Here is a 22463-nt window from a genome sequence, read left to right on the forward strand (position 1 = left end):
CAGGCGGTATCCGTTATCGAGACAAAACTGCTCCCACTGGGGGATGAAAAGACGGCAAAAGTCGTCGACATCGCAGAAAATTTCAACTAACTTGTCCATGGCCTGTTCCTCCCCGGAGTCGTTTTAGGCTTTCACCAAAACTTTGCTCCTGGAACAGGCCTCTCGTCAATTTCTTATCCAGAATTCAGGTTAATTATTCAAATCGCCGCTGTAGCCATCCGAAGATTATATAAATTCACTGTCTGTCTCCTATTCGGATTGTAGGGATTGTGTATACAGCCCCTACATGATACTGAAAAATCAAATAGAAAATGCATTTCTTTTTTGATATTTTTCGATTATTTGATTCTTTCTTATTTTATAACCACCAAATTGTTTTTCGGTTCTTTCTTTTATACGCTTAATTCGTAAGTTTATGTGTGCTTCAGATGAAACCTTAGCATTTGATATGGATAGGATGGATTTTGTTGTTAAAAATTCTTCTTCAGAGTCATTACATACATAGATTAGTGCATCTAGATTTTTGGGTTCTAAAAAAAATTTTATTTCGTTTTTATATAAATTACATTCATTTTCATAATTTTCTTTTTCAGATAATATTTCATGAATTCTTTTTAGCCTAGGTGTTTTTATTTCTTCAGGTTTAAGACTACAAACTTCATGGTAAGTATCAATTAGATACTTTATATTATTCATAAGGCTAATTATCTTTTGCATTGTTGGGATTGGTTTTAAATTACATAAGGTTCCAACAACCCACTGGGATTTATTTTTTTCAATATCGGCGTGTGGTTTTTTTAATATATCTATCTTTATCTCCCAGTTTTTGTTTTTTTGTGCATTGTAAATAAATTGTAGTACTACATTGGGGAAAATTTTATAAAATAAAGCTGCTTTTTCTCGTGTTTCAATAAGATTAAATCTTAGATTTGAAAGTTCTTCATTCCAAATTAAAACCTGAGAGCGATATTCCTGTATTTTATCTAGCGTTTTTTTTCTTTCAATTTCTTTTTTGACACGCTTTCTTTCAAGAATGAAATTTTTATCCGCCTTAAAATAATTTCGTGCACAATGACCGCCAATTAAAGCTTCTTTACCATCTGTAGTGATACCGAGCCACCCACTTTTATGATTTTGATGACAGATTCCTTTATGCCCCTTAACCTGACAAGCAACATCTTCATCAAATTTATATTGGCCAATTAACTCTTTGAAGTTTTCCGGACTAATTTCTTGTTCATTTGAAAATGCAGGGCGGTTTTCAATTTCAATAAAACTTGAAAAAAACTCCGATTTTTCTGACATTTAAGCTCCTGATATAGTATTTCTGGTTTAACATTGTCCGCTTGTTAAATATACAGTTTAAATTATGGGTGGGCAAGAGGGGTTGTACGCTAAAATCCTTGAAAATTCCGTTGAATAGGTATTGTCTGGCATATGGGTGCTCCTATTGTGAGAAAGTCTGTTCCTGAATACGAGGGTTTTAAGAATAGCACCATTTTACTAGTTATTTGGTGGGGTGCCAAAGAAACATAGCAGCGGAGAAAAAGCCATCACACTTTATTTTGACATTATTTTTTTGTCCCGGGAAATGAATTACCCATTGACCTGATGATTTCTGTTGATTAGCGTAGTCAGACTTATCCATGATCCGGTCGCTTGTGAGGAGCACCTTCGGGCAGCGACAGCAACACTCCCGTAGCCTGCAAGGGAGTACACTACGGTGTGGTACATCTGCGCCCCTTTGGAAGCAGATATCGTCAGTCTGATGACGATGAAGGTCGCTTAATCTCATCCATGATGGCCAACCGGCCAGTCACCCAACGGGGAACACATTTCCCATTGGGTCAGGTGTTCTCCGTTGTTTTTATCAGGAGAATACTATGCAACAACATACCCTACTGGCCACGGTGCACACTGTGTCCCCGGCTGAACGCTCCCCTTTTGCTGAAATTTTTCCGCACACCGGTTCACTGGAACTGATGCTGCTGGACAGCCTAGCCCTGTCGGTCGTGTTTCCCGACAAAACGCCACTGGAACGGTTGTTTCTGGGATTCCTGCTGGCGAATACCGCCTCACAGTTGTGTGGTGAATATCGTCCTGAGCAGTGGCGCAGCCGGAACGTGTCTGATTCCCTGACGTATATGATCCCCACCGCGGCAAAAACCTATTCGGTTTATCTGCCGGAGACGACACTGACGGCCACGTTGTCTGCGGATGCGTTTGGTCTGGCTGTCACCGCGATTGTGTTTGCCCGTATCGCCGAGCTGGATGAGCCGAATGCGGATGCGTTCCGGTTCTGCGAACTGCGGGAATACGCGCTGCACCACCCGGAAACTGAGCTGCTACGTGCGGTACTGGCGATGCAGCCCAAAGAGGAAATCATTAGTTCGTCACTTATCCATAACAACCCTCATCATCACTGACGTTATCAGTCCATGAGGCTGTTAACCCTTTTCTTTAGCGCCTGACCGGGGAGCCGACAACACCTTCCCGTATTGGGCGGGTGTTGTCTTTTTTAACGTCAAATCAAGGAACAACACCATGAACGCCATTTTTTTGCCCGTGCCGGAGAATACTGCTCAGGTATTACCGGAAGACATTTTTACCGTGCAGGTCACCGGCCTGATGCAGCATCCTCACCGACCGCAATCGCTGCAAGAGGAAATCCTGACCGTGTGTGAAACTGCCTCCATCACCGAAGCGGTACAACGATTGAAAGTCATCCATTTGCTGGGTGACTGGCCGATACCGGAAATCTCATCGGGTCAGTATCGACGCGCCTTTTTTCCCCTGACCGTGATGATATATGACGCCAAAGATAACAGTGTGCTCGGGGGGCGCTTTTATGACGAGATCGTCTGGGCACAGCCGGTTACACTGACGTCAGAACGTTTGTCACTGGAACGAAAACAACAGCAGTTATGTCAGGCAGCCACCGTTGAGCTGAGCTGGCAGGATCCGCAGGCAGCCCACGTTTTGTGGCAGGAGGCGAATTTGTTGTCACTGCATATGATTTCACCCGATTACCACTATCATCACGAAGTGCAGGATATTCTCCGGCATAGCGCAACGGTCAGCGTTTGATGGTGTCACCCTGGAAGCCTGACGTTTAACCGTCTGGCAGGTGATTGCCGCCGCGTTGCTGAAACGTCATTCTGGCCTGAGCCTGAATGATACGGCATTGTGTGAAACCGAAACTGTCACCGAACTTATCGCCAGTGGCATCCGGCCGTTTGATGCCATCAATGAACGGGGGATAAATACGATTTAACCCGCATGAATGCGTCTGAAATATCAGACAGTACACCATATCTGGGGATGCATGATGAACTGACGGTCATTGTCGACAGTCAGGTTGCCGGTATCTTCAGACGGGATTTCAACTGACACTTTTCTTCAATCACCCATCGGGGGAACTGACTCCCGTGGGGGGAACAGTTTCGCCGGTTTTTTAAACTTAAAAATCAAAGGAACTTAACCATGGCAGAATGGGTCACTAATCAACTGGAAGTTACGGGCAAATCCGTGTGTCTCGATGTGATGCAGCAATGGGTTTGTGGGGAAGAAGTCCCCCGTTACCGCCAGGCGGTATTACAGAGCCTGCGCCTGTTTCTGGCCGGCTGTGCGGGGATATTAAAACCCACCAAACCCCTCACTTACACACCGTATCCGGAACTGGTGCGGGGTACGGCAGCGCCGACCGCGCAGAATCTGGCGTTTGAACAGTGGCTGGCGTTGTTGCAGGACAATGTGCTGCTAACCACAGAAAACATGAAGCGGATTGACAGTATCTACCGCCAGTCGGGCTTAAGTCTGCTGCGCTGGGAGACTATACCGGCGTCAGCGCGTGACATTATCGCCCACCTGCTGACCCGCCAGTACACTGACTGGTTCGGCGTGGTGGGCTGGTCTGATAGCCTCGATATCGGCGCGTGCTGGGAGAAACTGTCTGTTTATCCGACCTCTGCTCAGCCCTGCGATATGCTGATGATACGACCGACCCGGCTGGCTCCGGAGATTAACGGTAACAGTGGTTTATTAAAAGGAATGACCACCACAGCGCAGTGCTACGATGAGCACTATGGGCTGGAGTGGCCGTTCGGCCATCATGTCCGCTGGGAACGGCGCCATGTCAGCAGCTTAACCGTGCGTTTTGACACCCCGTGGGTACCGCCGTCGGCGGAACTGATGGGCGGGCTGTCCTCGGTATTTGACTGTGAAATCCGCCACTGGTACAGCGAACCGTCAGGCCAGCTTAAAGGTTACGACTGCTATGACCAGGGCGAGCATGTGGACAGTCATAACGGGCAGGCCGGGCGCGAAAACCGTCCGGCACTGTATCTGGTTAACGGCGATAAGCCCGAAACAGCACTGGCGTTACCGGCGATGGCCGTCGGGCAGTAACTTTTTGTTCAACGCAGCATCCACTTATCTTGACTTCAACCGGAAGGGGAAACACGTTCCCCTTCCGGGGTGTGTTTTCCTTTTTGACTCTTATCAGGAAAACACGCTATGCCCTCTCGCCCTGACTACCAGAAAGACTTTATTTCGCTGTTTAAACAAACCGCCCGTTCCCGTAACCGTTATCGGGTTTTTCAGGATTTTTGCAACTGTGCGATGGCGGCCATTCACAATAAATACTGTTTCAGTGAGGAACTGGAACAATTCTATCTGAAAACCATCAATAAGTATGAACGGGAAGATATTGACCGGATTGTGGAACTTTTCTCAACTACCGTGCTGGCACTGGCGGAAGAACCCGGTGATTTTCTCGGCAGTGTGTTTATGCAGTTGGAACTGGGCAATAAGGAACTTCAGCAGTTCTTTACTCCCTGGAGTGTGGCCAGAGTCATGGCACAATTGCAGTTGAATGAGGTGTCTGAATTGTTGCAGACCCGACCCTTTATCACCTTCCACGAACCTTGCTGCGGTGCGGCCTGTATGATGCTGGCCGCTGCGGAGGTATTAAGGGAGCAGGGACATGATCCGTTGTCCAGTATGTGGGTGTCTGCGATTGATATCGACCCGCTGGCGGCGGTGATGGCGTATATCCAGCTTTCCCTGACCGGTATTCCGGCAGCGGTCACAATTGGTGATGCTCTGCATGATGGTGGCAGCCAACGAACCCGCTACACACCGGCTCATTATCTGGGCAACTGGTCGCAACGTTTGCAGGCCTATGACCCGGCGGCCTGATTTCTGTTTGCATCTTCTTTGTTTCACGACTGCGCCTTTCGGGGCGCTTTTTTACGTTTAAGAGTAAGTCATACAAACAATTTTCATTTTCGCAAAAAGAGTTTCGCCTTGTTTCAGCGTGGGATTGACCGACACTGGGCTAAATTTGAACCCAGAGAGGAAAAAACCATGTTGGAACGTTTTAAATCCCATTTTGCCCGCCCGTCTGTGACACCATCAAAATCATCCGGACAACCAGCGGAAACCCTTCGCGACAACCGGGGGTATTTCCAGCCACAGTCAGCAGAAGCGTTGCTGGCAACCTCAGAACGTTGTCAGGCTCTCCGGCAACTGTGGGAAAACAGTGCGCTGCCCGCCGGATTGTATCAGCAGTTTTATCTGGATCCGCTCCGGCAATTATGCGCCCGTGTGCAGCATATTCCTGCCACACCGGAAGGCGTCTGGTCTTATCGTGGTGGGTTTATAGATTTGACACTGCAATTTACTGCCTGTGCTGTGCGGCTGGCGAAAGGACACATGCTGCCACCCGGCGTGGCACCGGAAACACAGGCCGCACAGAGCTTGTTGTGGCAGGCAGTGGTATTCTGGGCCGCGTTGTTTTACCACCTGCCGCTGTTGCGGCAACTGGAAGGTGAACTGGATGATGGGCACCCCTGGCTGCCGGGGTTGTGGGTGCCAGTACGCCGTTTCCGCTTCCGGTTTCATGCCTCACTGTCTGAGCTGCCTGTTTCTCATAAAACGCTGCTGGCTGCCCGTTTGTTACCGGAGGAAGCGGTCATCTGGCTGTCTTTAGTGCCCGGTGCGTGGCAATGTCTGATGTTGCATCTTGGCGGGTCTCCTTCTTCTGTTCCGTTGACGGATTTACTGCTTCAGTCAGCAGCTGAGCAGGTGAAATCGCCATTGCTGAAGCCGGTTGAATCTGCTGAAGAGAGGGTGGCTACCGCTCATCCATCGCCTGCTTCGGTTACTCCGCTTGTCACACCGATGACCGTCCCAGCACCTGACACCCGCGATGATACCCGGACATTACTGTCACTGTTTCAGACAGAGGAGTGAACTTTTGGTGGGAAATAATACAAATGATAACAATAACGATTTGAAATTGTTCAAACGCCCCGTATCAGCGTCAGAACGCCTTGTTTCAGCAATGTACAAAAGGTCATTATATGAAAAATAAAATAATTCAACGTGTTAATTAATTTTTAGTTTATTAACAGGACGTGGCTGTACCGGGACACAACTTGACACACTAAGGAAACCATCATGTTCAATAATGAGGAAAAAATGGGTTGGGATGAATTACTGGAAGAATACTTTTTCTCGCATATGCTGCGACCGGCTACGGAGTGGAGTTATCGCAAGGTGACCCGGGTTTTTATCGGGTTTATGGGCGATACGGTGTTGCCGGAACAGGTGACTCACCGTGATGTACTGCGGTGGCGACGCTATCTTCTGACCGAGAAAAAACAGTCGAGCTACACCTGGAACAATAAGGTAGCCCACCTGCGGGCGATTTTTAATTTCGTGATGGAAAGAAAACTGCTGCCGCTCACTGAAAACCCGTTTAACGAGGCGGCAGTGAAAAAAGAGAAGAAGACAAAGAAAATTCTGAGTAAATCCCAGATAACCCGCCTCTATCTGCTGATGGGACAGTATGAGGAAGAAGAGCGCAGGCAGGTGACTCCCCGGGGAGGGCGTTGTGCGTTGTACCCGACCGGCTATTGGCTGACGGTACTGGATACGTTCCGGTTAACGGGGATGCGCCAGAATCAGCTATTGCACCTGCGGTTGCGGGATATCAATCTGGACAGCAATTATATTGTTCTGCGGGTCGAAGGTAGTAAAAACCACAGTGAATGGCGGATACCGATGATCCGGCAGCTTAAACCCCGCTTGGCGAAACTGGTTGAACAGGCAAAAGCCTGCGGGGCGAAAGACGATGATCCGCTGTTTGACTTAAGTCGTCTGGATTTCCATGCTCACGGGCGGATGAACCGTTACCGGTATGATCACGATAAAGAAAGGCAGCATATCCGTTCTTTCTTCAACCGGTTGTCGAAAGAGTGTGGTTTTGCTGTCTCTCCTCACCGTTTTCGTCATACGCTGGCCACTGAGCTGATGAAAGCACCGGATCGTAATTTGCAGCTGGTCAGGTGTTTGCTGGGTCATCGTAGTCTGGCAACCACCCTGGAATATATTGATATCGATATGGAGATCGCAGGGAAAACGCTGGAGAATGAACTGGCAATCTATCTGGATATTGCGGTGTAAGGAGAACTGGCAGTAAAAAAGACAGGGCAGGTCTCAGACAGGATTGAGGAGGTGGAGGCGTGAGTCACTGCCCTGCATCAATAGGGATGATATGAAAAAAGGGCTATTTGCGATCCCCTGTCCCGTAAAGTCTTTCCCTTACTTGACATCAGAATCAATTACTGAAATCATTACCTTGAACGAAAAAAGAGTGCTTGCAAATGCAGGCACTCTGTATTCTTTAATTTACGGCTTTTTTAAACATTGAACGTACAAACTAAGCGAACAATTGTTTAACATCTTCTTAACAGCCCTAAATTTTAACTTATTTGTTAATTACCTGATAGTATTCAACAAATTAGCTTTAAAATCTTGGTGCCGGAGGCGGAATCGAAAATCATTATAACGTGTTGAATTTATAAAGTCTATTATCTTTCATTCCGTTTATGCCCCTTTTAATGCCCCTAAGTTTTTTTGTTTGCTTTTTCTTCTATATCTGACTGATTTTTATTATTTATATCGCTACCTATGTGCTTTTTAATCATCTTAAAGCAAAAAAAAGCCGTGAGGGTTAAAAATGGTCAAATTGGGCTGCCATTTTACGCTCAGGGCTTAAGATAAAAATGTTCATTTTTACGACATCGATCACAAATTACAGCGGGTTATTCCTGTGGCTTAGCGCGGGCTTTCCTTTCTAATAATTCTCCGGTATGAGAATCGAAATAACGGCTGGGCCAGATCTCTGAGGGATGGATGCCAAGATAATCTGCAATAATCCATTCGCCTTTCGGCCACGGTCTGCTGAATGCATTTGCCAGTGTCGATGAACTGAGTCCTGCCTCACGAGAAACCGCTGCTAAGGTTGTCCCGCGTTTGCGCAATGCTGCGATGATATCGGCCTGATGCCAGTCATTTTGAATATTGTTGTTATTCATTCCTGCTACCCCTTCCATTAATTAATATTGATGGTGGCGATTCAAGCAGGGTTCGCAATACCGGAGATCAACCAATCCGGCGAGGCCGAAGCCTCCCCCACCTGAACCGCCATAGAAAAGGCGAACGCAGGCGCACTGGCAGAAACATCCTACCAGTGGGTTGATCATTACAGGGTTGCGAATCCCCGACCATCGGATTTTGCCAATGGCGGGAACACTTTAACTGATTGTTTTACCTAACACAATAATCGAACGGTTAAGTTTAACGGTTATTCATCCTCTCAGAGCGCATAAACTCAGGGGATAATACGGACGACTAATCAATCTTTGTTGTTTGTTCTCGTTCGTGATCGCTTCGCTATCCGTATTTTCCCTGTGATTTTCAGACTCATTTTACTCATTTAGAAACATTTTCCCTGCGTGTCGGTTAGGTTCACCGTTCCGCGGTGCGTCAGATAATGTGTAGCAGGGCGAGGGTTATGTTGAGTTTTTGCAGGAGTTCGCTGCGTGCTCAGCACGGCGATGGTTTACTCCCCGTTCAGTGCCTAATTCAATCAGGATGAACGCCTCATTATCCGTGACGTGTGATATCTCCTTTCTTTACTGCATCGGCCTTTTACAAGGCGGTGAGTGAAAAACAAACGAAATAAGTGAATTAAGGCAGAAAAATGCCAATGAAAAGTGGTGACACTGAGTAATACGGGGTTTAAATCGGTCGTAAAGCCAGACTGGACGTGCTCTGGACGTTTGCCGCCCAGCGGCGTCACTTGGTAATCGCTGCGCTTTAACGCAAGTGACGCCACCAAGCTTTCAGGGCGTTTACCGTGCGTTAATCAAAGCATAGGTAAAACATTGTGATTGTGGCAGGGGCTATTGCTCTGCATGAATGATAAGCCGGTGCATAACAAGACCGGGAGACTTTCACCGCCAGACGATAGGTTAGGTGTCTGACGATATCTGCTTCCAAAAGTGTGCAGATGTACCGCAATGCTTGCTCTCCCTTTCAGGCTACGGGAGTTTTTTTATTGTCGCTAAAAAGCGATTTAAACAAGTTTAGATTAACTGATTTTTTTAGTTGGGGCAATGAAGGCTGTCATTTGAGATAATATTAGAGATGGTCAAGATTAAAAAATAGCTTAAAGTTTGACCATCTGTTATTATTATAGATTCGTGTCATCAAAAGGAAAAAGAAAGAAAGGATCACATTCTTTCGAGTTACAACCTAGATAAATAGTATCATTGTTCTTTTTAAGAATGGTTATACCTCCTCCATTTATATAAAAATTCCATATTTCGCCATTTAAACTAACCTTCCCTTCCATATCACATGGCGCATAATCAAATTCACGGTGTGGATTATACTCATATTTATTACTTATCTTAAAGATTTTATAAATATCATCTGTATTCAAATTCCATTTTCTACATGCTTCTATAGTTCCCACACCATTGCTTTGAGATAGTTTTAATCCAATTAAATCAATTAGCTCTATTTTATCACTTATTGAGTGAGAAAAGTGACTAAATGTCATTAAAATAAAGATTAGCACCTTCACCTTTAGTTTTGTAAGCAATCTTGTCATGTTCATATATATCACCATTCTTTAAATTATATTTACATTTTAATAAATTTACTAATTTTTTAATTGACTCTTTTTGCTGTTCAGTTGCCTCTTGATAATAAGGTTCCCCATTTTTTGGTTTCTCATATTTGGCAACAACTTCAATTCCTATACTATCACTACTTGTAGGATACCTATCAGGGTACGATTTTAATCTTTCATAAGCAGTAATTTTCGATGGTTTCCAACCCCAACTGATTATTTTTTTTCTTTCTGCATCATTTTTGCAAACCCCTTCCTCTTTGCATTTTGATTTTATCTTACCTACATGCTCTGTAATTTTGTTTAAACTAGCTGTTTGTTTTATTGTGCCATCCTTGTCTACAATAAAATGCGTTCCCAATTTTATTGTTCTGAATGATGCTATTGCTGATGACATAGTATAACTATCAGTTCTATGCAGAACAATTGCATTTACTGTCTTTATATTACCTTTCTCTAAAGCAGTAACATGATCTTGAATTATATCAGTATTTTTAAAAAAACCATCCTCATTAACATATGGGATCTGATTTAATACATGTTTAATAAAATCATCTCTCGCTTCTGGCGGTGGGCATGTCGCACAGGCTTTACCAGCACTCCATGTGTTATTTTCATCATGTTTAGATAATTCTTTTATTAACTCCTCTTTTTTGTTAAAGCAGATATTGTTATTAAGTGCTAATAACATCGTTTTTTCCTTTTCGTTGATAGGTTTCATTTAGTCTTCCTTTTGACTATAAATTAACAGAATTTAAGCAATAAATGCTGGTTAAATATAGTTCATAAACTGTGTTCTTTTCTTGTATGAACCAAAAAGTGTATTTATATGTGCTTTCAGCCAATATTTACACTGCCTCCACCAATAACAACACCGCCACAATCAATAGCATCTCCTGTTCTAGCAGCAGGTTTTCCTTCAATAAATACAGAGCCAGAACCCCCTTCTATTGTTCGTGAATGTGATGAGTGTGATTCTAAAGTATCTCCCTGTCTGGCTAAATATAAACCATCTACTTTCACACTGCTGGCACCAGTAATAACAGGTGTTGCTGGGCAATCACCATGCTTTGTGCCTATATCTCCGATTCTGACGGCATTTCCCATACTGTTTCTCTCCCGAATTAATTTCAATATACAGATAGATTTATTAAATATTAAGAATAAATTTCTTAGCTCTATACCAGCCGGGAGTCTCATCATCAGAAAGTCTGGTTAAAATGGATTTATCAAACTCATCAATATCGAAATTATCTTCTCTGACCACCTTCTTAAGAATTTCCTCTATAGAACGCATGTCTGTTATTTTCTCAGAAATAAGATAATCATAGAAAAAAGCTAAAAATGGTAATGAATTATTGATACTGATACTTTTTCTTAGATTTGCTAATTCAGATAGCAAAATGGAGTCAAGTTTTTGTAAATATTTTTCTTTTTGCTTCATTTCAATTAATGTGTATTGCTCTTCATTGATTTTGAAAATTTTATATTTCCCTTTGGCGTTAGCAGGAAAAGGTTCTCTGACTTTTACAAAGTTATCCGTGTGTTCTTCTTCAAGGTAAAGTGTTGTTATCCGTGTGATTGGTCCCAAAAAACAATGCACTTCCCAATCACTCAATACCCCCAGAAAATCCCAGATATTGCGGGGATCATAAAAACGGAAAAAGACCGGTTTTTCCTGTTGGGGAAGCAGAACTTGCAGGTATTTTCGTAAATGCTGGCGCACGGTCTTCATGTCTGCTGCACTGTGGACGAAAATTCCCCACGGGGTTTTGCGGCATTCCAGCCAGATTTTGACCTCTTCCGTGACCTGTACCAGATAAGGGGCGATTTCCACCAATTCTGGCTGAAGAGGCTCACCATAAAGACAGGCGGAAGGCGGGTCATAACGTTCCAGCATCAAAAACAGATCAGATTCCGCCGCACCATCAATAATGGCGTAGAGTTTTTCCTGACTCATTCGGGCTTCTCCTTTTCTTTCATTGGGCAGTGGGCGACAAACATAGAGCCTTCGCTTGCTGCGGCCAGCAGGATGGTGGGGTTAGCGGGTGCCAGTAAATCGCCGGGGCTGCCACCGGAGTTCAGGTTAATCGCCGCACCTTTGATATCAATCCCGCCTGCGTGAAGCACAACAAAGTTTCCACCGACATTTAATGTGATTTTGCTGCCACTTTGCAGGGTGATATCGCCCTGTGCATCCACACTGACTATCCCTTGAATTTTTTCAGCCCGATCGCCTTTGAGCTGTAACGAACGGTCGCCGTCAATCTGCTCAATATAATTTCCTGTGGTTTTATGATCCTGTTGACCTTCTACGGTCACCTTGCGGTTATTGGCTATCACCAGTTCATCATCATGGCCAATGCTGGTTGTGCGGTCATAGTTAATGCGTTCCCCGCGTGAATTGCGCACCTGAATGGCGAGGTTTTTCTGAGCATGAATAAAGACCTCTTCGCGATCTTTTTCATCTTCAAAGCGTAATTCGTTAAATCCTTCACCTTTATGGGTTTTCGAGCGGATCGACATCTGGGTTTTTGCCATTGGCAGGCGGTTTGGTGGGATATTGTTGGCATGGTAGGCTCGTCCGACAATAATTGGTTGATCGGGGTCGCCGTGGACAAAATCCACCAAAACTTCGTGCCCAATACGTGGAATGGCAATCATACCCATTAATTGCCCTGCCCACGCCTGACTGACCCGTACCCAGCAAGAACTACGGTCACTAAAGTCACCGTATCTATCCCAGTCAAACTGAATACGAACGCGCCCGTGTTCGTCACAGAAAATTTCTTCGCCTTCTGGCCCAACAACCGTGGCAATATGCGGCCCTTCCATTTGGGGTTTCGGATAGGGAGAAGGTCGGTAAGAGTTTTTTCGAGTGGTAAAGGTAAAGTGATTGGACAGCCATGTACCGCTACCACCTGATTGCATTTCATCGGCTTGTGGCTGTTGACCTGAATGGGTTATCTGAATTAACTGCCATTGGTCATTAAAAACCTCTCTGGGGTGATCCATCAGGTTAAATAACTGCCCCGGCCACATGGCAAAACAGTCACTCTGACCGTTACCAAGCTGAGTGTCCCGGCGCAGGTATTCCAGACGATATTGGCTTGCCCGTTGTCCCAGATCGTCATCTTTATAGCGGCTGGGAAAATCATAATAATGGTAGCTGTTCAGTATTCGCTGATTATCAAGATTGCGCCCTTCATACCAGAATTCCCGGTTCCAGCGAGGGTTTTTAAAAGTCCTGTCTTTGGTCGTGATATTAGCCACACCAACGCGCTCTGACCAGCTAAATTGGCGGATACAGGTTGTTTCGCCAGTCACATCACTTTCTGGGCGATAAGGGACGGTAACCACCTGATTAAGAGACAGGCAGGAATCGTGAAACACAATGCGTTGCTCGTGCTGCTCCTGATCGAATGTGAAATAGTAAAAAATGCCCTCATCAGCCAGTAAACGCTGGATAAAAGCCAAATCGCTTTCATCGTACTGAACACAGAACTCTCTCGGAGGGTGTTTGTAACCAAGTGCAAAGAAAAAGTTTCGTACCCCATTTTCTCTGAGCAGGATTTCCACAATATCCACAACAGACTGATTTTGGAAAATCCGGCTATTGACCCGCAAGGATGCGCGCCATAATGGAGGTTGAAGAGTGATATGGTAGTGGCTTTGATGACGCCCGGTTGATTGCAGTGAAAAATGCGTTACCATGCCCGTGACTTGCCGTTCAATTCGCCCGTTACGATGAGCAGCAAAAGCGGCGCTACTGTCGAGGACATCGGCAAAGTCAATCTCCGGAGTTTTGCAGGTCAATGTGGCTTCCAGCCGAAAAGGGGTTGATAGCGCTTCATTCAGAGAAAAATCGACAACAGCGAAAGTTTGTTCAGGTAAATTTTCCGTAATCAGTGTATATACTAAACCTGAGCGATCAAGTAGTTGGCTGGTTTTATCCATTACCCTGCTCATTTGTATTCTCCATAATCTTTTGGTGTATCAATCCTTAGTGACTATCTGAATAGTAAGAGTAATTTAACAATAAAATTACCATTGCACATTTTTGGTACAATGAGGAGCAGGATATAATAGAATTATTTATACATACAATCACGAATAAAAGAACATCAGAAAAATTGTCATTAACGTCTCTTCTTAAATGAAATCAGCTTATTACGTCATCTCAATTTCACGTAATACAACGAATTAAATCCACACTGACGCGCTGCGCTTGTCTTCTCCATGTTACCGAGCTAATACATTAACCCGGTAACATGGAGAGCCGAAAAACACCTGCCAGAAAAAATAGTTCCTCACCGTTCCTCACTTTCTGACTCACTTTTTAATCTTTATTGTTCTGGTTAATAATTGTGAGTTCCTGCCCGTAGCGGGTAATCATCCCGGCCTGTTCTAACTTGGTTAACCAACGGCTGAAATTCTTCACATTCACGCCCATCGATTTTAAATCATCACGCACAAGGGTAATGCTGCAAGGCTCTTTCAGGGCAGTGCGCGAGCGGATACACTGCCACAAGGCTGTGTGGTTATCAGTTTTATTGGCGACATGATCGATGTCTTCCTCTTCGACCGGATCGCGTGGCCTGTCAATCAGCGCCAGTGACGTAATATCTTCACCGTCCTTATCGGTAAAAAGCTCCACCACGCGCATATCATAGGCTTTGGTGTCCGGCTCTTCGGCATCTTTCATTTTGGTGCAGCTGATAACCAGTGAGCCGCCTTTTTTCCCTTCCCGGCAGATCTTGTATTCAACATCCAATGCGGCGCGAAGGGCACTGGAGCCTCTCGCGCCTTTGCTTTCGTCTTTGCCGGAGTGGTGAACCACGAGAATACTTGCCCCTGTTTTGGCTTTCAGTTCGTCACAGCCCCGAACGAACGCACCCATATCTTTTGAATCATTTTCATCCGCGCCGCCAAAGCAGCGGGCTAACGTATCCAAAATAATCAGACGCACCGGATGGCCTGTTTCAGTTTCAACCTGTCTGGCGGCAATCACCAGCTCATGCACTTCGGCAGGCGAGGCCGGAAAAATGGGCGTATTGATCAGATACATATTTTCAACAGCCTGACCATTAACGATTTCCCATGCTTTGATGCGCCGGGGCACACCAATTCCGCCTTCACCGACCACGTACAGCACAGCACCCTGAGCAACCGATTTTCCAGCCCATGCCTTACCTGTAGCAATATGACAGCCCCACGCCCCTGCCAGAAAACTTTTATATGATCCGCTCGCTCCGTAAATGCTGCACAGGGAATGTGCCGGAATAATGCCCTTAACCACGTAGTCTAACTGAGCATCAAAGCCCTCAGAGCCAACTGACAGGGGTAATTTTGTTTTACGATTTGGATAGAGGTTTTCAACATTGTCATAACGGCGGGTTTCTATTGCATCGCTACTTATCGGTTCCCTCACCGGATATAACGCCTGACTGAATGCCTGTCGGGCTGCCTCAATGCCGTGTTGCTGGCGATAATCGTCCCAGTCGGCTTTATGTTCTGTCGGTGGTAACGTAACCCAGCCATTCACCGTCAGCGCTGCTTTCTCTGCTGAGATCCTGCCGATATTTACTTTGGGTTTGCCGTGCTTGTCCAGTTCGCCGGGGCTATGCCAGTCATTATCTGCCGCAATAATGATTTTTACGTCCGGCCAGCGTTCCCGAACAGCTTTGGCAACAGAAAATAAATTGCCAGCATCCAGTGCTGCCAGAACGCTGCCTTGATATAACTGGTTAACGGTCAGGGCTGTGGCGTAACCTTCGGTAATGATAACTGTGTCGGGGGACACTTCCAGTGCTGATACGGCAATAAACGCGCCTTTCTTCTGGCTGCCTGACAGTAATTTTTTCTCGTCATTGGGTTTGATAATCTGCGCACCGGTGATTTTTTTATCCAGTGTTGTCAGAGGCAATAAAACCGAATTATCGGACAGTAGTCGCTGATTTGGGCAGTGCAGCCCTTTTGCAGTCAAATAGGGCGATTGTCCGGTGATAGTCTGCTTCATCAGTGCCGCGACGCTTTCGGCAATGGGCTGTGTGGGATAAGTGGTTTTTTTGGCGGGCTTAGGTTCGGGCAACGGCAATGCCAGCACATCCGCGACAACTTTGGCTGCTTCTGTAATTGTGATCCGGTTGGTTCTTGCCACTAAATCCAGCCCGTCACCGTAGTTCGGGGAATCACACTGGCGGCAGTGCCAGTTGCCGTGATGGTGATCGTCGATAAAGTGGAAACGATCGGTGCCACCGCAGACAGGGCAGGCACCATGTTTACCCTTTGCCGGAACATCAATACCGCAAGCGGGCAGCAGGTTTTGCCACGAATACATAGCTGAAGTTTTTACGGTCTGGATCAGATCAAGCTGTTTTGGGTGGCCCGCTGTTTTTTGAACTGTAAATTCAGGGCGAGTTTGGGTATGCTGTGTATCAGCCATCATTTTTACCTTGCTTAATGGTTGTTGGTGAAACGCCTCGCAGTGTTGGTCGCACTTCGGGGCGTTGTGTTTTTATGTTACGTGTCTTATGTCATATTCTTTTCTGTGTTATGCCGCCCGCGATTCTGCAATACGCTGGGCGATCCAGTCATCAATTTCTGCTTCAATAAAAGCCACGGAACGCGGACCAATTTTGACCTGTTTCGGGAATTCTCCATCGCTAATCAGTTTGTAGATCCACGCTTTGCTGTAACCCGTCCTGCGTTGCACTTCCGGCAAACGAATCAAACTTGTTTTTAATGCTGCCATTGTCATATTCATTCTCCTGTTACCGAGTCCCTGAGCGCTCATCGTGGACGTTGTTTGATGACAGGCGGATTATTTAAAATGCAAGATTAAATGAACAGCGTTAATTGTTTTTCTCCCGATGAAAATTAACGGGTTGCAAATTGTACTAACGGTTCTTGCTGTCGCGCAGCGGCTTGGCGAAGTCATACGGTGTAATGGATTTTTCCCGGTTGGCATCCAGATAATCCGCCCACCATTGCACCATCAGCCGCCGTTCATCCAGATGTTTGGAGGTGTGAATATACGCAGCTCTCACGTTGTTACGTTCAATATGGCTTAATTGGCGTTCAATGGCGTCATCACTCCATAGGCCGGATTCCCCCATTGCACCACGCGCCATTGTGCGGAAGCCATGTCCGCAGACTTCGGTTTGGGTGTCGTAGCCCATCGCCCGTAATGCCTTGTTAACGGTGTTTTCGCTCATGACTTTCGCGGAATTATGATCGCTGGGGAACATGACTTCGCAGTTGCCACTCAGTGCCTGTAACGCGTTGATAAGCCGGACAGCCTGACGACTCAACGGGACAATGTGATCGGTTTTCATTTTCATGCCACGCTCAGAAAAGCGAACGCCTTTAATGGGTTGCCTTGTGGCAGGAATTTTCCACACGGCGTTTTCAAGGTCGATTTCCTGCCAGCGGGCAAACCGCAGTTCACTGGAACGGACAAACGTCAGCAGTGCCAGTTCTACCGCTATTTTGGTCAGCAGGCGCCCGCGATAAACAGACAATCGGTTCAGGAAATCCGGTAAATCTTCATGAGGCAGGGCAGGGTGATGGCGTGATTTTACGGTGGAAAGTGCGCCAGCCATATCACTGGCAGGGCTGGATTCGAGAATATCATTCTGGACAGCATAACGCATGATAGCTGTAACACGTTGTTGCAATCGCTGGGCAATGTTGTGTTTACCCGCATTATCAATGGCTTTGATGGGGGCTAAAAGCTGGCTGGTTCTTAATGTGGTGATATCTAACCTGCCAATCTGCGGGAAAATAGATCGTTCAAGGCTGCGTAGCACGGTTTGGCTATGTCTGTCACTCCAGCGTTTGTTGCTGGCATGCCATGCACGGGCGATGTGTTCAAAGGTATGTGTGATTTTCGATGGCGAGGCAGTGCCTTTTTTCTCGGCTTTGGGATCGATGCCCTGTGCCATCAGCTTTTTGGCTTCATCCCGTCTGGCGCGGGCATCGGCTAACGATACTGCCGGATAAACACCAAATGCCAGACGATCTTCTTTCTTATCGGTCGGGCGGTAATACTTCATCCGCCAGTATTTTGAACCGCGTGACGAGACTTCTAAATAAAGGCCCCCGCCATCGGCGAGTTTGTAGGTTTTTTCTTTGGGCTTTGCAGTTTCGATTTGCCGGGCGTTTAGTTTCATTATTAAGGGCATCCTTGTAATCGAACGGTAAGTGCCCCGAATTATGCCCTTCGCTGCATGTTGATTGCAACAGACGAAACTAGACGTAGAAATAGGAAATGGTATTGATTTTGCAGGACTTGCTAAGAATTATTTTACTGGGCTGGACTTTATTGGAAGTTGAAGTGGTGCCCGGAGGCGGAATCGAACCACCGACACGGGGATTTTCAATCCCCTGCTCTACCGACTGAGCTATCCGGGCTAACGGGGACGCATTAAACAGTATTCACTCCAATCCGTCAACGACTTTTTCTATAAACTTATTCAAGCGATTTTTATTTGCACAATTGGTTGTAAATATGAACAAAAATGGAGAGGCACACACCTCTCCACCTCTTATTTGTGCCGATGGTTTATCGGCGATAGCTTTTTTGCGCGTTATTCACTTTCATCAAATAACGGCGTGACTCAGCAGATGGGTGTTTATTAGTCAGTATTTCATAAAAATCACCCGGTGCCATTGTATTGATAATTTGAGCTGCTTTTTTCTTATCGCTGGAAAATACCCTTAAGACACTGCCTGCACCACCGTTGTATGCGGTAATAACAGCATATCGGCGAGAGGTTGCGTTCTGGATTTCGCCCAAATAAACGTTCTGTAAAATCGCCAGATAAGCCGTACCTGCATCTATGTTGTTTTCAGGGTCAAAAAGATAGTTACGGTCTGGCTGGCCCGATTTACCCTGCATCTTGAATACATCCCGTCCCGCAGTATGTTGCATTACCTGCATTAGTCCCAGAGCATCGGAACGACTGACTGCGTAAGGGTTAAAACTAGATTCTGTCTGCATAATGGCAAGGATCAGCGATTCATCAATACCATATTTAATCGCAGCTTTGCGGACAATAGGCAGATATTTATGAGCACGTTTATCCAAGTGATTAGGAACTAATTGCATCGTAACAGACCAAATCACATGCAATCCTGACTGACGGCGTTGTAATTTATTTTGAAGCAAGTAATCGGCAAAGTGGTTTGCGCGCCATTCCCAGCGAATTGGTTCGCCGGCATTATCCAGAACCTGTCCGTAAAGAAAGGGTTCTTTGCTTATTTGAATATCATTCGTGTCAGAGTAAAGGTCGACAGAACCCGGGTCATCCCCCATCAATAAGGTGGTGACAATGGCCCTGCGTAAATGCTCATTTGGCTCAATGGGCGATATTGTTTCAATAGTAATGGTTCCAGCATCGAAATTAATATGGCTGCGGGTTTTATATTTATCTGTATATTTTACGTAATCTTTAGGGCCTGCAATTAAAACTTCACGTAATCCCCAGATATTTTCAATATCATGAGCGAATTGCCCCATTAAGATATCAAATCCGTTAGTGTCTTTTATGTATTCTTCTTTGTATTCAATATCTTTTTTGCTTGAGCAGGAAATCAGAAGTGGGGTGAGCAGGAGCAGTGCCAGCAGTTTTTTCATTTTATGATGCCGTTGGATATTAGGATAAATTCCCATTTATTGGGTGATTTTTAAATATCCTGATTCACCCAATAAATAGCAGATATTAAAAGTTATTTTTCTGGTGGGGTGTAACCGTCGATTTTAATATCTTTCCCTTCAAACAAGAATTTCACCATTTCCTGCTCGAGCAATTTGCGATCTTCCGGATTCATCGTATTCAGTTTCTTTTCGTTGATCAGCATAGTCTGTTTGCTCATCCATTTCTGCCAGGCTTCTTTAGAGATTTCATTGAAAATACGCTTACCCAGTTCTCCCGGATAGAACTGAAAATCCTGGCCTTCGGCTTCTTGTTGCAAAAAAGTACAAAAAATAGTTCTGCTCATGATAAATCCTCAAATGTCGTTATGGAGCAAAAAATAATGGCGCACAAAATATGGGTTAATTTTATCCCAACTGCTGCAAAAGGTACTCAACGGGAGTTGCCAGCCCAATAGTTGCTGGCTGGTGTAAGTTATACCAAAGTCCTTTACTTTCATCCATGCAGGAATCAAAAGATAATATGTTGATTTTAATGGGTACGATATCCAGATGGAAATGACTGAAAGTGTGGCGAAATGAGTTTAGTTGCTCAGGTTGGCTGTGCGAGATCCCTGAATCTTCCAGCCACTGTTTGAGTGAGTTTTCATCAGTAAATTGCGGGAATGCAAATAATCCGCCCCAGATACCGGAAAGCGGGCGTTGTTCCAGCCAGACAGTATCACCATGCTGCATCAATAAAAAATACGCGGTTTTTTCAGGGATGGTCTGTTTCGGTTTTTTACCCGGATAATTGGCCCAGCTGTGATTAGCATACGCGATACAGCCTGCATTAAGCGGGCAAATCTCACATTTTGGTTTGCTGCGGGTACATACCATTGCACCCAAATCCATCATTGCCTGATTAAAATATTCAACACCCAGCGCAGGAGTAACGCGGGTACTGATGTCCCATAGTCGATTTTCTACGTCTTTTTTACCCGGCCAGCCATCAATAGCATAGCAGCGGGCCAGAACGCGTTTTACATTACCATCAAGGATTGGGAAATGCTTGCCCTGAGAGAGAGAAAGAATAGCGCCTGCGGTAGAGCGGCCTACGCCGGGTAATGCAACTACTTCATCAAAGGTGGTTGGGAATTTTCCTCGATGTAATTCAACTACCTGCTGAGCGGCTTTATGTAGATTACGGGCACGTGCGTAATAGCCAAGACCGGTCCACAGATGAAGAACTTCATCCAATGGAGCCGCCGCCAGTGAGGTAACATCAGGAAAGCGTGAAATAAACTTCTGGAAATAAGGTATGACTGTCGCAACCTGCGTCTGTTGCAGCATCACTTCTGAAAGCCAGACGTGATAGGATGTTTTTTCCAGCTGCCACGGCAGGGTTTTACGACCATAACGGTGATACCACTCAAGTACCGCCTGTGAAAATTGCTCGGCTTCCATCATTAGAATAATTGTCTTTATATCTGATAATCGTTTCGTGAACAGGATTGCAACATAGTGTAACCTCAGTGTAAACCCGAACTTTGTTTCGAAGCACCACACAATTTAACATTAAAGTTGTGCTTATGGGCACTGAACTTGATAAACTCAGCCATCTTTGCATAATTGCGCTCTCTTTAGGCAATCCTGCGGCACATAACGTCCCGGAAGCCAGAGCAAAAGCCTTTAAAACTGATAGAAAGTATCAATAGACAGTACCATGATAAATAACGTAATTTCACCGGAATATGATGAAAATGGCAGGGCTTTGCGCCGTGTCCGCAGTTTTGTGCGTCGGCAGGGGCGGTTAACGGCTCGTCAGCAACATGCACTTGATAATGTGTGGCCAAATATGGGTGTGGATTATCAGCCTGCACTGCAAGATATGGCAGAATTGTTTGGCCGTGACGCACCTGTTGTGCTGGAAATTGGTTTTGGCATGGGGGCATCTCTGGTCACGATGGCAAGCCAGAATCCGGAGAAGAATTTTTTCGGAATTGAAGTCCATGCTCCGGGAGTGGGGGCATGTCTGGCTTCCGCTGAAGATGAAAATATCAGCAATCTGCGTGTGATGTGCCACGATGCGATTGAAGTACTGGAAAATATGATCCCTGAACAGGGGCTGGAAATGGTTCAGTTATTCTTCCCTGATCCATGGCATAAAGCGCGGCATAATAAGCGTCGGATTGTACAGCCTGCTTTTGCTCAGATGATCAGAAATAAACTGAAAATCGGTGGTGTATTCCATATGGCAACCGACTGGCAGCCATATGCTGAGCATATGTTGGAAGTGATGAGCGACGCTGAAGGGTATCGCAACATTTCAGAAAGCAATGATTACGTACCACGTCCTGATTCACGTCCTGTCACAAAATTTGAGATGCGCGGTCATCGTTTGGGGCATGGCGTATGGGATCTAATGTTTGAGAGGGTAAAATAATGGCTAAAAACCGTAGTCGCCGTCTGCGTAAAAAATTGCGTATTGATGAATTTCAGGAATTAGGTTTTTCCGTCAAGTGGAACTTTCCGGCTGATACATCCGTCGAAGTCGTAGACAGCACGGTTGATGCTCTGATTGAGGAATTAATCGAGCCAAATGGCCTTGCACTGGATGCCAGTGGTTATTTGCAGTGGGAAGGTCTTGTCTGTTTACAGAAAATCGGTAAATGCACTGAAGAACACCGCCAGCTGATTGATAAATGGCTGAAAGATCGCGGTATGGAAGAAGTTGCCACATCTGAATTATTTGATATGTGGTGGGATTGATTCGCTGTTGAATTAAGAATTATGTAGGGGCTCATTGAGAGCCCTTTTTTGTCTGGAGAAAAAGTG

22 protein-coding genes, 1 tRNA gene and 1 pseudogene are annotated in these 22463 nt (G+C 45.5%); 9 read left to right on the plus strand and 15 right to left on the minus strand.

The features are described 5' to 3' along the window. A pseudogene (locus tag AACX38_RS18180) lies at positions 1-99 on the minus strand (IS982 family transposase); the annotation flags it as partial. A gap of 201 nt (positions 100-300) precedes the next feature. Then, complete coding sequence (locus AACX38_RS18185) at positions 301-1305, minus strand: hypothetical protein (RefSeq protein WP_228863209.1); 1005 nt, start codon at positions 1303-1305, stop codon at positions 301-303. 605 nt (positions 1306-1910) lie between these two features. Here AACX38_RS18185 and AACX38_RS18190 point away from each other — a divergent pair. The 7 genes from AACX38_RS18190 (at position 1911) to AACX38_RS18220 (ending at position 7470) form a co-directional block, all read left to right on the plus strand. Further along, the gene (locus AACX38_RS18190; protein ID WP_228863210.1) at positions 1911-2426 is read left to right on the plus strand and encodes an antirestriction protein; all 516 of its coding nucleotides are present in this window, start codon (positions 1911-1913) and stop codon (positions 2424-2426) included. Between the two features lie 118 nt (positions 2427-2544). Next, the gene (locus tag AACX38_RS18195; RefSeq protein WP_187650625.1) at positions 2545-3087 is read left to right on the plus strand and encodes a hypothetical protein; all 543 of its coding nucleotides are present in this window, start codon (positions 2545-2547) and stop codon (positions 3085-3087) included. Between the two features lie 55 nt (positions 3088-3142). Further along, on the plus strand, positions 3143-3274 hold the full coding sequence (locus tag AACX38_RS18200) for a hypothetical protein (protein ID WP_228863211.1): 132 nt from the start codon (positions 3143-3145) through the stop codon (positions 3272-3274). Positions 3275-3483: 209 nt separating this feature from the next. After that, entirely contained in the window at positions 3484-4407 is a 924-nt protein-coding gene (locus AACX38_RS18205) for a DUF1281 domain-containing protein (protein WP_228863212.1), read from the plus strand. Positions 4408-4515: 108 nt separating this feature from the next. After that, entirely contained in the window at positions 4516-5199 is a 684-nt protein-coding gene (locus AACX38_RS18210; protein WP_228863213.1) for an N-6 DNA methylase, read from the plus strand. A 168-nt stretch (positions 5200-5367) separates the two neighbouring features. Next, on the plus strand, positions 5368-6255 hold the full coding sequence (locus AACX38_RS18215) for a TraI domain-containing protein (RefSeq protein ID WP_228863214.1): 888 nt from the start codon (positions 5368-5370) through the stop codon (positions 6253-6255). A 207-nt stretch (positions 6256-6462) separates the two neighbouring features. Beyond that, the gene (locus AACX38_RS18220; RefSeq protein ID WP_228863215.1) at positions 6463-7470 is read left to right on the plus strand and encodes a tyrosine-type recombinase/integrase; all 1008 of its coding nucleotides are present in this window, start codon (positions 6463-6465) and stop codon (positions 7468-7470) included. A 641-nt stretch (positions 7471-8111) separates the two neighbouring features. On the opposite strand, the gene AACX38_RS18225 is transcribed toward AACX38_RS18220, so the two are convergent. The 13 genes from AACX38_RS18225 to mutY all read right to left on the minus strand — a co-directional run bounded on the left by AACX38_RS18225 (position 8112) and on the right by mutY (position 21092). Beyond that, positions 8112-8384 carry a helix-turn-helix domain-containing protein gene (locus tag AACX38_RS18225; RefSeq protein WP_228863216.1) on the minus strand — a complete coding sequence of 91 codons (273 nt, stop codon included), beginning with the start codon at positions 8382-8384 and terminating at the stop codon, positions 8112-8114. 1160 nt (positions 8385-9544) lie between these two features. Further along, positions 9545-9916, minus strand: a complete 372-nt coding sequence (locus AACX38_RS18230) for a hypothetical protein (protein WP_099123350.1) — start codon at positions 9914-9916, stop codon at positions 9545-9547. After that, a complete protein-coding gene (locus AACX38_RS18235; RefSeq protein ID WP_099123351.1) occupies positions 9906-10709 on the minus strand; it encodes an N-acetylmuramoyl-L-alanine amidase in 804 nt (267 codons plus the stop codon). The genes AACX38_RS18230 and AACX38_RS18235 overlap by 11 nt, the downstream gene beginning before the upstream one ends. A 116-nt stretch (positions 10710-10825) precedes the next feature. After that, the gene (locus AACX38_RS18240; protein ID WP_099123352.1) at positions 10826-11095 is read right to left on the minus strand and encodes a PAAR domain-containing protein; all 270 of its coding nucleotides are present in this window, start codon (positions 11093-11095) and stop codon (positions 10826-10828) included. Positions 11096-11138: 43 nt separating this feature from the next. After that, the gene (locus AACX38_RS18245) at positions 11139-11948 is read right to left on the minus strand and encodes a DUF4123 domain-containing protein (protein WP_099123353.1); all 810 of its coding nucleotides are present in this window, start codon (positions 11946-11948) and stop codon (positions 11139-11141) included. Next, positions 11945-13957 (minus strand): type VI secretion system Vgr family protein, encoded by a 2013-nt coding sequence (gene tssI / locus AACX38_RS18250; protein WP_228863217.1) that lies wholly within the window; start codon positions 13955-13957, stop codon positions 11945-11947. The genes AACX38_RS18245 and tssI overlap by 4 nt, the downstream gene beginning before the upstream one ends. A 370-nt stretch (positions 13958-14327) precedes the next feature. Continuing rightward, complete coding sequence (locus tag AACX38_RS18255; RefSeq protein WP_228863258.1) at positions 14328-16328, minus strand: AAA family ATPase; 2001 nt, start codon at positions 16326-16328, stop codon at positions 14328-14330. Positions 16329-16541: 213 nt separating this feature from the next. After that, on the minus strand, positions 16542-16748 hold the full coding sequence (locus tag AACX38_RS18260; protein ID WP_228863259.1) for a helix-turn-helix transcriptional regulator: 207 nt from the start codon (positions 16746-16748) through the stop codon (positions 16542-16544). A gap of 139 nt (positions 16749-16887) precedes the next feature. Then, positions 16888-18162 carry a tyrosine-type recombinase/integrase gene (locus AACX38_RS18265; RefSeq protein ID WP_228863218.1) on the minus strand — a complete coding sequence of 425 codons (1275 nt, stop codon included), beginning with the start codon at positions 18160-18162 and terminating at the stop codon, positions 16888-16890. Positions 18163-18327: 165 nt separating this feature from the next. Continuing rightward, a tRNA-Phe gene (locus tag AACX38_RS18270) sits at positions 18328-18403 on the minus strand. A 151-nt stretch (positions 18404-18554) separates the two neighbouring features. Then, positions 18555-19628, minus strand: a complete 1074-nt coding sequence (gene mltC, locus AACX38_RS18275) for a membrane-bound lytic murein transglycosylase MltC (RefSeq protein ID WP_099120187.1) — start codon at positions 19626-19628, stop codon at positions 18555-18557. 92 nt (positions 19629-19720) lie between these two features. Further along, a complete protein-coding gene (locus AACX38_RS18280) occupies positions 19721-19993 on the minus strand; it encodes an oxidative damage protection protein (protein ID WP_099119861.1) in 273 nt (90 codons plus the stop codon). Between the two features lie 61 nt (positions 19994-20054). Beyond that, positions 20055-21092 carry an A/G-specific adenine glycosylase gene (mutY, locus tag AACX38_RS18285; RefSeq protein ID WP_228863260.1) on the minus strand — a complete coding sequence of 346 codons (1038 nt, stop codon included), beginning with the start codon at positions 21090-21092 and terminating at the stop codon, positions 20055-20057. 259 nt (positions 21093-21351) lie between these two features. Between mutY and trmB the strand changes: the two genes are divergently transcribed. Then, positions 21352-22071, plus strand: coding sequence for a tRNA (guanosine(46)-N7)-methyltransferase TrmB (gene trmB / locus AACX38_RS18290; protein WP_099119863.1), 720 nt, complete (start codon positions 21352-21354; stop codon positions 22069-22071). After that, positions 22071-22397, plus strand: a complete 327-nt coding sequence (locus AACX38_RS18295) for a YggL family protein (RefSeq protein ID WP_099110798.1) — start codon at positions 22071-22073, stop codon at positions 22395-22397. The genes trmB and AACX38_RS18295 overlap by 1 nt, the downstream gene beginning before the upstream one ends. Positions 22398-22463 lie beyond the last annotated feature (66 nt).

This window comes from Xenorhabdus sp. PB30.3, from assembly GCF_963895965.1.
Classification (GTDB): domain Bacteria; phylum Pseudomonadota; class Gammaproteobacteria; order Enterobacterales; family Enterobacteriaceae; genus Xenorhabdus; species Xenorhabdus stockiae.

Coding starts and splice junctions, on each gene's coding strand:
- AACX38_RS18235 (WP_099123351.1), bottom strand. CDS start 10,709: ATGAAACCTATCAACGAAAAGGAAAAAACGATGTTATTAGCACTTAAT.
- AACX38_RS18240 (WP_099123352.1), bottom strand. CDS start 11,095: ATGGGAAATGCCGTCAGAATCGGAGATATAGGCACAAAGCATGGTGAT.
- AACX38_RS18295 (WP_099110798.1), top strand. CDS start 22,071: ATGGCTAAAAACCGTAGTCGCCGTCTGCGTAAAAAATTGCGTATTGAT.
- AACX38_RS18210 (WP_228863213.1), top strand. CDS start 4,516: ATGCCCTCTCGCCCTGACTACCAGAAAGACTTTATTTCGCTGTTTAAA.
- AACX38_RS18220 (WP_228863215.1), top strand. CDS start 6,463: ATGTTCAATAATGAGGAAAAAATGGGTTGGGATGAATTACTGGAAGAA.
- mltC (WP_099120187.1), bottom strand. CDS start 19,628: ATGAAAAAACTGCTGGCACTGCTCCTGCTCACCCCACTTCTGATTTCC.
- AACX38_RS18260 (WP_228863259.1), bottom strand. CDS start 16,748: ATGACAATGGCAGCATTAAAAACAAGTTTGATTCGTTTGCCGGAAGTG.
- mutY (WP_228863260.1), bottom strand. CDS start 21,092: ATGGAAGCCGAGCAATTTTCACAGGCGGTACTTGAGTGGTATCACCGT.
- AACX38_RS18195 (WP_187650625.1), top strand. CDS start 2,545: ATGAACGCCATTTTTTTGCCCGTGCCGGAGAATACTGCTCAGGTATTA.
- tssI (WP_228863217.1), bottom strand. CDS start 13,957: ATGAGCAGGGTAATGGATAAAACCAGCCAACTACTTGATCGCTCAGGT.
- AACX38_RS18230 (WP_099123350.1), bottom strand. CDS start 9,916: ATGACATTTAGTCACTTTTCTCACTCAATAAGTGATAAAATAGAGCTA.
- AACX38_RS18185 (WP_228863209.1), bottom strand. CDS start 1,305: ATGTCAGAAAAATCGGAGTTTTTTTCAAGTTTTATTGAAATTGAAAAC.
- trmB (WP_099119863.1), top strand. CDS start 21,352: ATGATAAATAACGTAATTTCACCGGAATATGATGAAAATGGCAGGGCT.
- AACX38_RS18245 (WP_099123353.1), bottom strand. CDS start 11,948: ATGAGTCAGGAAAAACTCTACGCCATTATTGATGGTGCGGCGGAATCT.
- AACX38_RS18205 (WP_228863212.1), top strand. CDS start 3,484: ATGGCAGAATGGGTCACTAATCAACTGGAAGTTACGGGCAAATCCGTG.
- AACX38_RS18215 (WP_228863214.1), top strand. CDS start 5,368: ATGTTGGAACGTTTTAAATCCCATTTTGCCCGCCCGTCTGTGACACCA.
- AACX38_RS18265 (WP_228863218.1), bottom strand. CDS start 18,162: ATGAAACTAAACGCCCGGCAAATCGAAACTGCAAAGCCCAAAGAAAAA.
- AACX38_RS18255 (WP_228863258.1), bottom strand. CDS start 16,328: ATGTATTCGTGGCAAAACCTGCTGCCCGCTTGCGGTATTGATGTTCCG.
- AACX38_RS18225 (WP_228863216.1), bottom strand. CDS start 8,384: ATGAATAACAACAATATTCAAAATGACTGGCATCAGGCCGATATCATC.
- AACX38_RS18280 (WP_099119861.1), bottom strand. CDS start 19,993: ATGAGCAGAACTATTTTTTGTACTTTTTTGCAACAAGAAGCCGAAGGC.